Source organism: Prevotella sp. Rep29 (genome assembly GCF_019551475.1).
In the GTDB taxonomy this organism is placed as follows: Bacteria; Bacteroidota; Bacteroidia; order Bacteroidales; family Bacteroidaceae; genus Prevotella.
In genome coordinates this window covers 1,209,774-1,223,675 of sequence record NZ_CP047159.1, presented here as the reverse complement: position 1 = coordinate 1,223,675, position 13,902 = coordinate 1,209,774, and the positions used below count along the sequence as shown (strand labels likewise).

Genomic DNA, 13,902 nt, shown 5'->3' with positions numbered 1-13,902 from the left:
CTATGAAAAAAATATTATTTTTCGTAATAGGTGTTGTAGTAGCCATGTCTATCACATCATGCGCTGATGATGACTATACATCAAAATACAACAATCCTTCAAAGACGACATCTGTATCTTGCGATAAGTTGTTTACTGGAGTTGTATGGACAGGTCGTACTTACGGCATGCACACCTATTGGGGATTGTGTACATTCGAACTCCCACAAATTGGTGTATATGCACAAGTATCTAGTCACTTTACAAATGATGCTGACTACGAAGGTACTGGCAGTTACATTAGCTACGGAAACGACCGTTGGTCAAACTTCTATGAAGACCTTGCCCAGTACAAACTGATGCGCCACACATTCAACAACCTCTCTGCAGACGAAAAAGCGGACAACCAGCTTTACATGGACTGTGCTACGGTATGGATTTATGATCAGGTACAAAAGGCTATCGACCTTTGGGGCGACATTCCTTTCATCAATGCATGTAACATCCAAGTATCAGCAAATATCGCCGATAGTAAAGCATCTTACGACGATGCAAAAACGCTTTATGAGTTGATGCTAAACGGTGCAACCATCACAGACGTGAACGGAGTTGATCAGACATACGAAGGTCTGGGTACTATTTACAGTCGCATTAAGAATGCTACTGCTCCTTCAACATTCGCTGGTCAGGATATGCTTTTTGCCGGTGATGTTTCTAAGTGGGCTTCTTATGCTATCGGTCTCCGTGCCCGCATGGCTCTCCGCGTATCAACACAAGGCTCTCTGACATCTACAGGACAGTCTGTACTGAAAGAGATTGCCAGCAATGTTGCTGCTGATGCTCAGGACTGCGTAACTGGTTTTGCTGATCCGTCTATCGTAGCATTCTGCTACAACGATGGTAATGGTATGAACTGGGGCGGTGGCTGGAACGAGTGGACTCGCCAGTTTTCACGTCTGTCATATAAGATGGCAGAAATCCTGAACCTTCCAGAAGGTGCAACCATGAACCATAATAGCAACATACATGTTGACGGTGCAGACCCACGCGCAGCTGTAATGTTTGACGCATCTGACAATGGTACGGTTCACATCTTTGACTATCACCAGACATTCAACGATCAGTATTACAACGGATGGCTCAAAGAAGCTACCTATCGCTATTACGCAACTGTTGACTCTGCAACATTCATCAACAATGCTTACTTCATGCATCCTATCATGACCAAGGCAGAAATGTTGCTGACACTTGCAGAAGCTGCTCAGCGTGGCATCATCAGCGGATCTGCAGAGAACTATTTCAAGCAGGGCGTACAGGCATCTGTTGACCTCTACTATGCAGAAAACGCCAAGTCGGTGTTCCGTACTGCCGTAGATCAGCCCGATGCAACTTCTTACATCGAAAACCTGTGGACCAATGCAAATGACAAGCTTGAGACTATTTGCGAACAGCGCTGGCTGCACTTCTCAATGCTGCATCAGGAGCAGGCGTATGCTGATGTCCGCCGTACAGGTTTCCCGAAACTTGAGTTCCGTGACTTCTCTGGCGACGCCAACTTTGTTATTCCACTTCCGATGGATCGCATCGTCTATCCTTCAAGTGAGACAACAAACAATCTTGAAAACATGAATGAGGCTATCAGCCGCCTTTCTAACCAATCGAGAGAGTGGAACAATGCTTTGTTCTGGGCTAAGCCTGCTGGTAAATGGTACACTGTGGTAAACCTTCCTTATTAATTATATTAGTAAGTTGGGCAAAATCCAATAAATGATTAAATGTAACGTGGCTGTAACCTTTGTGTTGCAGCCACGTTTTAACAATACAGTCATGAAAAACTCTAAATATATTTTGTTTTTATTACTGATGACACAAATGTCTGTCTTTGCACAATCGAATGTCATCAAAAGTCCATATCTCATTGGTAAAGAAATATGGAGCATAGCCACAGTAAAAGACGGTTTGCCTCTGCGTGAACGTTTTGATTATAACTGTGAGAAACAAAGAATGGAGTTCTTAGATCAATTTAATTTAAACTTGGAACTGGTAGATATTGCTACCATTGATACTATTTTTCTTGGAAACCACAAAATGATTCCATACCAGAATCGTTTTCTGGAAGTATATTATAAAAGCCCATCATACGAACTGAAAGTTGACTATAAACTTTCAGCAGCCAATCGTGGGAAAATGAATCGAGGAATGGGCATCAAAACTCAAGCCAATGGCATTGAGACCATTGACTTACAAAGCATGGGACATGTTCCTCAAGAAGGGCGCTATAGCAACATCGAAGCATGGGAATATATCCCACGCCACACTTACCATTTAACTATTGGAAAAAAAACAAAACTTTTCAAAGACAAAAAGTCATTGCTTAAACTCTTTCCAGACAAGAGAGAAAGAATTGAAAAGAGCATCAACGACTTAAAAGTTGATTTTAGTAATCCTGCAGAAGTCAATGAACTATTACAATCGATTATCAACTAACAGAAAAATGCTTATCTTAATAAAACTCTCCTACAAATATGAAAAGCGGAATATGCCGAATGGGTATATCCCGCTTTTCGATACCTGTACATTATAAACTCATTCTTACTTTTCAATTTCCTTTTTGTGTGTTCGCTAAGGTAATTTTCACTTTACAAAGTTAATTTAAATACCCATTTTTCACTTTATAAAGTTAATTTAAATACCCATTTTTCACTTTACAAAGTTAATTTTCGAGTTATTCTTTGCTTTTTCAAAGTAAAATTTCTAACTTTGCGACAGTTTTAATTATTTCAGCAAATGGACAGATTATATAAAACCTATGGCCGATTATTGGCAGAGACAAATTTGGAATTCACCAGATATCTGTATGAAAAAATAAATTGGGACAACAAGCTGATTGTAATCAAAGGAGCCAAAGGAGTGGGCAAAACAACGATGCTTCTTCAACATATATTACGCACATTCCCTGAAAAGCAAAAAGCATTGTATGCGACACTTGACCATATCTGGTTTGTCAATCACTCTATATTAGACTTGGCTGAGTATCATTATACCCATGGGGGAACTCACCTATTTCTTGATGAGGTTCATAAATACAAGGGATGGCAACAAGAAATAAAAAATATATATGATGCCTATCCACAATTGCATATTGTGCTAACAGGCTCTTCCATGCTGAAACTGGAAGAATCGTTAATGGGTGACTTATCGCGCCGTCACAGACAGTACACAATGGAAGGATTGTCTTTCAGAGAATACCTACAATTGGAGCAGATCACCAATTTGCCAGTACTTCCGTTGGAAACTGTCCTGCATGATCATTTTATACAAGCATCACAAATAACATCGAAAGTGAGAATACTACAACACTTCGAGAAATATCTGGAGTCTGGTTATTATCCTTTCTATCGTGAGGAGGGAGATGGCTTTACAGACCGACTGCAACAAGTGATAGATACGATTATAAGCAGCGAAATTCCTTCTGTCAGCAACATTGAATATGATTCTATCTACAAAACCAAACAGCTACTTGCCATTCTTGCAGAAAGTTCACCCTACACATTGAATATCTCCAATCTTTGCGTAGCACTACAAGCTTCTCGTAACAATGTTTTGAAACTTCTCAATCTGATGGACAAAGCCGCTTTGATACGTCGGCTCTATGCTACAGACAAAGGAATGAATAGTTTGACAAAGCCTGAAAAGATACTATTCTATAACACAAATTTGATGTATTGTCTGACACCTCATACTGAAGCGGGAACTATGCGTGAGACATACTTTGCATCCCAACTTGCAGTCAGCCATCAACTTTCCATGCCAAGTAAAGGAGATTTGATGGTGGATGGTCGTTGGCTTTTTGAAGTTGGAGGAAAAAACAAAGGCTTTACTCAAATAAAAGGCATAGAAAACAGTTATGTTGTCAGTGATAATATAGATATTGGTCATGATAACAAAATTCCATTATGGCTTTTTGGAATGTTGTATTAAGAATGCAATTAAAGATGGTTTCAATTATAGATACATCATAATGTTATAGTATTATTAACACGAAATTTGTCACATAGGGAACTTGGAGAGAATGTCTGCTATCTGTTTCGTTTTTTTATTATTTGAAGAAAGCTGCTTTCTTCTATATTTTTCTAACTTATTTTTATACTTCTAAACTAAATTAACGGCTGTTATACATGAGAAAGTGACAAAAAAAATGTATCTTTGCAGAAGATAAGCGGCATTTCAGCAATTTCAAACAAATTTGATTGTATTCGACTTGCACTATCTTTGCAGAAGATAAGCGTATTCTGAGATACACATTTTAATATATATAGGTAACAACAATTTCATTATATTATGAGAAGAGCTTTTCTTTCCATTTTCGCTGCCATATTCACATTACAAATGACAGCACAACAACCAGTTGACTACGTCAGCACACTGGTCGGCACGCAGTCGAAGTTTGAACTCTCTACGGGTAACACCTACCCTGCCGTCGCCCTGCCATGGGGCATGAACTTCTGGGTACCGCAGACGGGGAAGATGGGCGACGGATGGCAATATACATACAGTGCCGACAAAATCCGAGGACTGAAACAAACACACCAGCCCAGCCCGTGGATTAACGATTATGGACAGTTTGCGGTGATGCCGACCGTCGGAACGGTTTTTGATGAGAACAAACGCGCCAGCTGGTTCTCACACAAAGCCGAGAAAGCTACACCTTATTATTATAGTGTCTATCTTGCCGACTATGACGTGACGGCAGAAATGGCTCCCACCATGCGTGCAGCACACATGCGTTTCACTTATCCCGCTACGGACGAGGCACGACTCGTGGTAGATGCTTTCGACAAAGGCTCATACGTGAAAGTCATCCCTGACGAGAATAAGATTATCGGATATACCACCCGCAACAGCGGTGGCGTTCCAGCCAACTTCAAGAACTATTTCGTGATGGTATTCGAACGCCCGTTTGATTATGTTGCCGTGGTGAAAGACAGCCTGATTCTTGAAGGCAGCAAGGAAATTGACTGCGACCATGCCGGCGCTATCGTGGGATGGAAGACACGGCGAGGCGAGCAAATCAATGTCTGTGTGGCATCATCTTTTATCAGCTATGAACAGGCGGAGCGCAACTTGAAAGAACTTTCAACAAGTGGATTTGAAGGAACGAAGAACGCTGCGCGCGACTGTTGGAACGAAGTGCTCGGAAAGATAGAGATTGAAGATACAGACATCGACAGACTCCGCACGTTCTACAGCTGTCTCTATCGCTCGGTACTCTTCCCGCGCTCTTTCTACGAGATTGACGAGAAGGGAAACCCTGTGCATTACAGTCCCTACAACGGACAGGTGCGTCCCGGCTATATGTTCACCGACACGGGCTTCTGGGACACGTTCCGTTGCCTGTTCCCACTTCTCAACCTTATGTATCCATCAATGAACGAGAAGATGCAAGAGGGACTTGTCAATACCTACCAGGAAAGCGGATTCCTTCCCGAATGGGCAAGTCCGGGACATCGGAACTGCATGGTGGGCAACAATTCTGCCTCTATCGTGGCTGATGCCTACATGAAAGGACGACGAAACTATGACATTGAAGAACTGTGGAAGGCTGTCGTGCACGGTGCCAATGCGGTGCATCCCGACGTAAAATCCACGGGAAGGGTCGGTTATGAACTCTATAACAAACTGGGCTACGTGCCATGCGACGTAAAAATCAATGAGAGTGCTGCCCGCACATTGGAATATGCTTACGACGACTGGTGTATCTATCAACTGGGAAAGGCGCTCGGCAAACCAAAGAAAGAGATTGATATCTACGCCAAACGTGCGATGAATTACCGACATCTGTTCGATAAAGACCACCGCCTCATGCGTGGAAAGAAGCAAGACGGCACATTTCAATCGCCGTATAATCCCCTGAAATGGGGAGATGCCTTCACGGAAGGAAACGCATGGCACTACACGTGGTCGGTGTTCCACGATGTCGAGGGACTCATCACGCTGATGGGTGGACGCGAGCATTTCAACAACATGCTCGACTCCGTATTCAATCTCCCGCCTATCTATGATGACAGTTATTATGGCTTCCCTATCCATGAAATACGCGAAATGCAGATCATGAATATGGGAAACTATGCACATGGCAACCAACCAATCCAACACATGATTTATCTCTATGGCTTCAGCGGACAGCCATGGAAGACCCAATACTGGATTCGCGAGGTGATGAACCGGATGTATTCTGCTGCTCCCGACGGCTATTGCGGTGATGAGGACAACGGACAGACATCGGCTTGGTATGTGTTCTCGGCACTGGGGTTCTATCCTGTGTGTCCTGCTACCGACCAATATGTACTCGGCACACCGCTGTTCAAAAAGGCAACGCTGCATCTTGAAAACGGAAAAGAAGTAGTCATCCAGACCAGTTCCGCTGAACGATTTATTGACAGAATGACGTTCAACGGCAGTGAATATACCAAGAACTATCTCACGCATAAAGACTTGAACAACGGCGGACGGCTGGAGTTCAAGATGAGTGCGCAACCCAACTACCAGAGAGGAACATCGGCAGAAGATGCTCCCTACTCTTTCAGCAAGGAGATTGGCACGAAAAAGAGAAAATGAAACACCTTATTATAATATGTACAGAAAAAAACGCTTCCACATAAGAACAATGATGCAGACACACAGAATCTGCATCATTGCATTCGGTTTATCACTCTGCTGCAGTTGGCTGAATGCACAGACACCAACCCCTATCCCACCGCTGCCACAGCCGAAGCAGGTAAAGTGGCAACAGATGGAACTCTACGCTTTCATTCACTTTGGCCTGAACACGTTCTGCGACCGGGAATGGGGCTATGGAGATACGGAGTTGAGTGTTTTCAATCCATCAAACCTCGACTGCGAACAATGGGCAAAGACCTGCAAAGATGCAGGTATGAAAGGTATCATTCTCACGGCAAAACACCACGACGGATTCTGTCTGTGGCCGACAAAATACACGGACTATTCCATCCGTAACACTCCTTATAAAGATGGGAAGGGCGATATCGTGGGCGAACTGGCTGCTGCCTGTCGGAAATATGGGCTGCGGATGGGTGTTTATCTCTCACCGTGGGACCGTCATCAGGCATTTTACGGGACACCGCTCTATCGTGAATATTTCCACGCTCAACTGGAAGAACTGCTCACGCAATACGGCGAAGTGTTTGAGGTATGGTTCGACGGTGCTAACGGCGGTGACGGATATTATGGCGGAGCAAGGGAGAATCGCATCATCGACCGAAAGACTTTTTATGATTATCCGCGTGCTCACCGCACAATTGAACGACTTCAGCCCGAAGCTGTCATCTTCAGCGACGGAGGTCCCGGCTGTCGTTGGGTAGGCAATGAGAAAGGATATGCCTTTGCAACGAACTGGTCTTTTCTGAGAATCAATGAAGTCTATCCTGGCTATGACCGCTATCCTGAACTGCAACAAGGACATGCTGACGGCGACACATGGGTGGCAGCAGAATGCAATGTGAGCATCAGACCCGGATGGTTTTACCACGAAAAGGAAGATGACAAAGTGAAAACGGTTGACCAACTGACCGATTTGTATTATCGGTCGGTCGGACACAATGGTACGTTCCTCGTGAACTTTCCAGTAGCAAAAGACGGACGGATTCATCCGACAGACTCTGCCAATGCTGTCAACTTCTACCGGCGAGTGCAGAACGAACTGAAAGACAACTTGCTCAAAAAAGCGACTATCAAGGCTTCCGGCTTCCGCGGTAAGGAGTTCACCGTGAAAAACCTTACTGACGACAATTTTGATACTTACTGGGCTACAAAGGACGGTATTACGACTGCTGACCTGACAATCACTTTCAAAAAACCGACGAAGGTCAACAGACTGAAACTTCAAGAATATATACCACTCGGACAACGTGTTAGCGCTTTCGCCATCGAGTATAAAACCGGAACACAATGGCAGCCGGTGCGGGCAAAAGAGGAACTGACAACCATCGGATATAAGCGACTGGTGCGTTTCGAGACCATTGAAGCCAAGCAACTGCGGGTGCGCTTTCTTGAAAGCAGAGGACCGCTATGTATCAATGAAGCTGGTGCCTATTATGCTCCCAATGGCACTTTGTCATACGAACAGGAAAAGCAATCACATGCCTCTCTCCCTGTAAAATCCATTAAACTGACGGCTGAAAATGAATTTACCGTTGAGTTGGAACAGGCGCAGACCGTGCGTTCATTATTCTACCTGCCTGCAAGTCATGGTATCATCTCGCATTACGAAATTCTTGCGGGTACATCTAAAGAAAACATGCGAACTGTTGCAAAGGGCGAATTCTCCAACATTCGTAACAACCCAATCATGCAGGAAGTTTATTTCACGCCCACAGACGCCAAGTTTATCACGCTCCGGGCAACACAAACCATTCAAGCAAACGAACCTATCAGTTATGAGAAAATCATTATACAGTAAAATCTCTGCTGCACTGTTTTTTGCTATCATAACCTTGACTGGCATTCCATGTAAGGCGCAAATAACATTGGTAAAAAATGGGAAGTACATCGCAAATATTGTTGTTTCTCCAACAGAGGAAAACATACAGGCAGCCAACATGTTAAACCGTTTTATTAAAGAAATTTCAAATACAAAAGGACTCCCTGTCCTATTCCCGTTTTTTCACAATGCACAATCCAAAACATTAAAAAAAGAAATTGCAAAAAAGAACAATATCTTCATTGGATTCTCCCCAGAGGAAATGGGATTATCCCCCAATGATTTAGGAGAGAAACTCAGCGAGGATGCATTTGCAATCGTCACTAAAAATGACAGGCTCATGATTTTCTCCGGTGGCGGGAAAGGGAGTATCTATGCTGTTGTCACACTACTTGAACGATATCTCGGTGTCAGATACTACACCTACGAAACTTACGACCTGCCTGAAAAGACAAGTAATCTGGTTTTCCCACAAATCAACCTGACTGAAACACCTGCCTTCCGCTACCGACAAACACAGAGCTATGGGATAGAAGACCCTATATTCAAAGACTGGTTCAGACTCGAAGAGCCTAAAGAAGAATTCGCTGCTAACTATTGGGTTCACACGTTCAACCGAATCCTTCCGTCAGAGGTGTATGGGAAAGCACACCCGGAATGGTACTCGTATATTAAAGGAAAGCGTCAGCCTGGCAATCATAGCCAATGGTGCCTGACCAACGAGGAGGTTTTCGAGGCGGCATGTTCTAAAATCGACTCCATCTTTAAGGCACACCCACAGATGAAGATGATTTCCGTCAGCCAAAACGACGGTAATTTCACCCAATGCCAATGCGAACGCTGCAAGGCTGTTGATGAATATGAGGGATCGCCTTCGGGCAATCTCATACGCTTTATGAATCGTCTGGCGGAACGATTCCCTGACAAGCAGTTCTCTACCCTCGCCTATCTGTTCAGTATGCATCCTCCCAAGCATACGCGACCTTTGCCCAACGTCAATATTATGTTGTGTTCCATTGATGCCAAACGTGAGGTACCACTCACCGACAATGCTTCAGGAAGGGATTTTGTGAAGGCGCTGGAAGGATGGTCGCGCATCAGCAACAATATTTTTGTGTGGGACTACGGCATCAATTTTGACAATGTGGTATCGCCATTCCCCAATTTCCACAACTTGCAAAAGAATCTCCAGCTTTTTCATCAGCACCACGCCACGATGGTATTTGAGCAAATCAACGCATCGAGGGGAACGGATTTCGGTGAGTTGCGCACCTACATGATGGCTCGCCTCATGTGGAATCCTTATCAAGATGCAGACTCGTTGATGCGGACCTTTATGGAAGGATACTACGGAAAAGCAGCTCCCTATCTTGACCAATATCTGAAAATCATGCAGGGAGCGTTGTTGGCAAGTGGTAAGGAGTTGTGGATTTATGATTCGCCCATCACACATAAAGACGGCATGCTGAACGCCCAACTGAGAAAGACGTACAATGAGTTGTTCGACAAGGCTGAAGCTGCGGTACAAGACGATGAGGAGAAACTGAAGCGCGTGCAAATGACCAGGCTCACTTTGCAGTATTCCGAACTTGAAATTGCACGTACAGAACAGAATCAGGACATTGAAAAGACAAAAAAACTACTTGACTTGTTTGAGCGACGGACAAAAGCATTCAACGTACCGACACTCAACGAACGCCGAAACTCGCCAGCCGATTACTGCAAACTCTATCGGGAACGCTTCCTCCCGAGTGGGCAAGTCAACAAGGCTGCTAACGCAACTGTCACATTTATCAACCCACCGGCAGAACGTTACCAGAAGATTGCTGACAAGGCGCTGACCGACGGTCTCTATGGTGGCACGACATACGTGGAAAGCTGGGTTGGATGGGAAGGCGAGAATGCCGATTTCATTCTTGACTTGGGAGAAGAAAAAACTTTTAATCACATATCTACCGACTTTTTACACCAGCTCGGTGCATGGATTCTGTTACCAAAAGGTGGACATTACAGCGTTTCTTCCGACGGGAAATCGTTCACCGACTTTGGCTCTTTCACCTTTGAAGAAGATCGCGATGTCTCTGTCAAGTTTGTAAAGGGAACAGCCAAGAGCGTTTCACCCGTCAAAGGCAGATACATAAAAGTACATGTTGAGACACTCGGCAACTGCCCATCATGGCATTTCGGAGTAGGCTATCCCGCATGGTTCTTCATGGATGAGATAATTGTTCAATAACAGAACATTACAAAGCAAATATTCATAACTTATGAAAAAGATATTCCTCCTGTCATCAATCTTCTTGCTCACATCAGCAATACAGGCGCAGACAGATGTCCCCATATTGGAAGATGTGAACGACTATCACCTGAACGTTAAGACAACACATATCAACAAAGAGATTCCACGAACAGAATTCCTTCATTTCAACGGGAATCCGTTCTATCAATCTCTCAATGGCACTTGGGATTTCTTTTTCGATGGTCAATGGAACAAGATTCAAGTACCAGGCAACTGGGAAGTGCAAGGATTTGGAACTCCCATTTACACCAATATCCCTTATGAATTCTCACCTTGCAATCCACAACCGCCAGAATTACCGGAAAACAATCCCGTAGGCTACTATAAACGTTCGTTTACCATACCTCAGTCATGGGCGGTACGTAAAACATTTCTGAACATTGGGGGCATAAAGTCTGGCTGCTATGTGTTCATCAACGGACGTTTTGTTGGCTACAATGAAGACTCTAAAAATGCAGCGGAATATGACATCACCCCGTATCTGAAAGGAAATGTGAACGAACTCGTCTTAAAAGTGTTTCGATGGTCAACCGGCTCTTATTTAGAGTGTCAGGACTTTTGGCGCATCAGCGGCATTGAACGCGATGTGGCAATCTATTCACAACCGAATGTACACATCAGAGACTTCACCATTGTTTCTACACTTGATGAGGCCTATCGACATGGGATTTTCAAAATGGACGTTGAACTTGCCGGCTTACAAGAAAAAGGCGGAAAGAAACAAAAATATGAAGTAGCCTATACATTGAAAGATGCAAACGGCAACGTTATTGCTGAGAATGCGACTACTGCTCCTGCATTACAACATTCCATCTTCCAGACAAATATTCCGAACGTTCGCGCTTGGTCGGCTGAAACCCCATATCTATACCATCTACAAATAGATTTGAGACAAGGCGGAAAAGTCGTTGAAACAATTCCCTATCACGTGGGATTCCGCAACATTGAGATTGACGGCAGTTTATTGCGCGTCAATGGAAAACCGATAAAAGTAAAAGGGGTGAATATCCATGAGCATAACCCGGAAACGGGACATTATGTCACGGAGGAACTCATGCGGAAAGATTTTGAACTAATGAAACAACACAACATCAATGCCGTTCGCCTCTCCCATTATCCACAGCAGAGCCGTTTCTATGAACTCTGCGACGAATATGGCTTATACGTCTATGATGAGGCAAACATAGAAAGTCACGGCATGGGATACAATCTGCGCAAGGGCGGAACGCTGGGAAATAATCCTGAATGGTTTGACAAGCATTTGGACAGAACGCAAAATATGTATTTCCGCAATCGCAACCATCCGTGCGTTCTTTTCTGGTCATTGGGAAATGAGGCGGGAAATGGTGTCAACTTTTATAAGACATACGCATGGCTAAAACAACAAGAGCAGGCAGGTATGAACCGCCCTGTATGCTATGAACGGGCATTATGGGAATGGAATACGGACATGTTTGTCCCGCAATATCCTTCTGCCGACTGGCTTCAGCAGATAGGCGAACAAGGAAGTGACCGCCCGGTCATGCCATCGGAATATGCTCATGCGATGGGAAATTCCACTGGCAACCTCTTCGGACAGTGGCAAGCCATTTATTCGCACGATAATCTCGCAGGAGGATTCATCTGGGACTGGGTAGATCAAGGGCTCCTGGACAAGAATGCAGACAACCATCAGCCAACAAGATTTCTGTATGGCGGTGATTTCGGACAAGACATGCCCAGCGACGGCAATTTCCTCATCAACGGAATTGTTGCTCCCGATCGTACTCCACACCCCGCAATGGCTGAAGTAAAATACTGCATGCAAGATGTCCGGTTCGAATCTACCGACTTACAAAAAGGAGATTTCAGAATTACCAACCGCTTTTATTTCACCGATTTATCCGATTACGACATCCAATATGAGATAAGTGATGGCAAACAGATTGTCCTGAAAAACACGTTCCAATTGAACGTCAAGCCGCAGGATGATGCCATATTTAGCATTCCACATTGGGAAGAACACCAAAAGCTTACGGGAAAACATTGGGTCAACTTTACGGTTAAGACAAGAAAAGCCGCATTGGGTATTCCGAAAGGACACGTTGTGGCAACCGAACAGTTTATAATCGATGAAGGGGAAACTGACAGACCTTCCAGTGACTCACAAGAAAGAATCACACTCAAGGAAAGTAAAAACGAGATTGTAATCAAGTCTTCTTCACTTGATTTCGTCTTCGATAAACAGCAAGGGATGGTTAGTTCATATCACATGGATGGAAAAGAAATTTTCCACGACGGATTCGGACTGCAGCCGAACTTTTGGCGTGGCCCCACTGATAACGACTACGGAAATGGTCTTCCGGCAAGGTGCCAGATATGGAAAGAGGCTTCCCGCAACTTCAAGATTCAAAGAATTTCGGCAAAGAGCGGTGGACATCAAGCGACCATCGATGTTGATTATCTCCTGCCAACAGGAAATTCTTTCATCGTTCACTACACAATATACTCTTCGGGAGCTGTCAAAACCCACGTGAATTACGAGCCTGCCTCTGCTGACACGCCAGAGATACCACGCGTCGGCATGCGCTTCCGCTTACCACGACAATTCCATCAGGTAGCCTATCAGGGAAGAGGTCCCGAAGAAAACTATGCTGACCGCAAGCATGGAACGCACGTCGGAGTTTATCAAACCACTGCTGAAGAGTTATATTACCCTTATATCCGACCACAGGAAAATGGTCATCACACCGATGTTAGCTGGCTGCAGCTGACTGATGAAAACGGGAAGGGGCTAACCATCTTTGCCGACTCGTTGTTTGAATTCAATGTGTTGCGCAATAGCGTGGAGGACTTCGATAGTGAAGAAACGACTAGTCGCCCCTATCAGTGGAATAATTTCTCTGCAGAAGAGATTAAAAACCGAGACGAAGCAAAAGCTAAGAACAGACTGAGACGACAGACCCATACGAACGATATTATTCCACGCAATTTCGTTGAAGTGTGTATCGATGGAAAAATGATGGGAGTTGGTGGTTACGACTCATGGGGAGCCCGTCCTGACAAACAGTTTATGATACAGGCAGACCGCCCTTTCAACTTTGAATTCACAATCATACCAAGATAAAGACTTAACAATAGAAAA

Annotated in this window: 7 protein-coding genes; all 7 read left to right on the top strand. The window is 44.3% G+C overall.

Annotated elements, in window-relative coordinates:
• Window positions 1-2 precede the first annotated feature (2 nt).
• The 7 genes from GRF55_RS05165 (at window position 3) to GRF55_RS05135 (ending at window position 13,884) form a co-directional block, all read left to right on the top strand.
• Window positions 3-1,715, top strand: a complete 1,713-nt coding sequence (locus GRF55_RS05165) for a SusD/RagB family nutrient-binding outer membrane lipoprotein (protein ID WP_220369450.1) — start codon at window positions 3-5, stop codon at window positions 1,713-1,715.
• A 91-nt stretch (window positions 1,716-1,806) separates the two neighbouring features.
• On the top strand, window positions 1,807-2,466 hold the full coding sequence (locus tag GRF55_RS05160) for a hypothetical protein (RefSeq protein WP_220369449.1): 660 nt from the start codon (window positions 1,807-1,809) through the stop codon (window positions 2,464-2,466).
• Between the two features lie 300 nt (window positions 2,467-2,766).
• On the top strand, window positions 2,767-3,960 hold the full coding sequence (locus tag GRF55_RS05155) for an ATP-binding protein (protein ID WP_220369448.1): 1,194 nt from the start codon (window positions 2,767-2,769) through the stop codon (window positions 3,958-3,960).
• Window positions 3,961-4,320: 360 nt separating this feature from the next.
• Window positions 4,321-6,597, top strand: a complete 2,277-nt coding sequence (locus tag GRF55_RS05150; RefSeq protein ID WP_220369447.1) for a GH92 family glycosyl hydrolase — start codon at window positions 4,321-4,323, stop codon at window positions 6,595-6,597.
• A 52-nt stretch (window positions 6,598-6,649) separates the two neighbouring features.
• Window positions 6,650-8,458, top strand: a complete 1,809-nt coding sequence (locus GRF55_RS05145; protein WP_220369630.1) for an alpha-L-fucosidase — start codon at window positions 6,650-6,652, stop codon at window positions 8,456-8,458.
• Entirely contained in the window at window positions 8,436-10,715 is a 2,280-nt protein-coding gene (locus GRF55_RS05140; RefSeq protein WP_220369446.1) for a DUF4838 domain-containing protein, read from the top strand. The genes GRF55_RS05145 and GRF55_RS05140 overlap by 23 nt, the downstream gene beginning before the upstream one ends.
• Before the next feature lie 31 nt (window positions 10,716-10,746).
• Window positions 10,747-13,884, top strand: coding sequence for a glycoside hydrolase family 2 TIM barrel-domain containing protein (locus tag GRF55_RS05135; protein WP_220369445.1), 3,138 nt, complete (start codon window positions 10,747-10,749; stop codon window positions 13,882-13,884).
• Window positions 13,885-13,902 lie beyond the last annotated feature (18 nt).

Bases quoted from the DNA above. Each gene is read 5' to 3' on its own strand.
- GRF55_RS05145 (WP_220369630.1), top strand. From the start codon at position 6,650: ATGCAGACACACAGAATCTGCATCATTGCATTCGGTTTATCACTCTGC.
- GRF55_RS05155 (WP_220369448.1), top strand. From the start codon at position 2,767: ATGGACAGATTATATAAAACCTATGGCCGATTATTGGCAGAGACAAAT.
- GRF55_RS05160 (WP_220369449.1), top strand. From the start codon at position 1,807: ATGAAAAACTCTAAATATATTTTGTTTTTATTACTGATGACACAAATG.
- GRF55_RS05135 (WP_220369445.1), top strand. From the start codon at position 10,747: ATGAAAAAGATATTCCTCCTGTCATCAATCTTCTTGCTCACATCAGCA.
- GRF55_RS05140 (WP_220369446.1), top strand. From the start codon at position 8,436: ATGAGAAAATCATTATACAGTAAAATCTCTGCTGCACTGTTTTTTGCT.
- GRF55_RS05150 (WP_220369447.1), top strand. From the start codon at position 4,321: ATGAGAAGAGCTTTTCTTTCCATTTTCGCTGCCATATTCACATTACAA.
- GRF55_RS05165 (WP_220369450.1), top strand. From the start codon at position 3: ATGAAAAAAATATTATTTTTCGTAATAGGTGTTGTAGTAGCCATGTCT.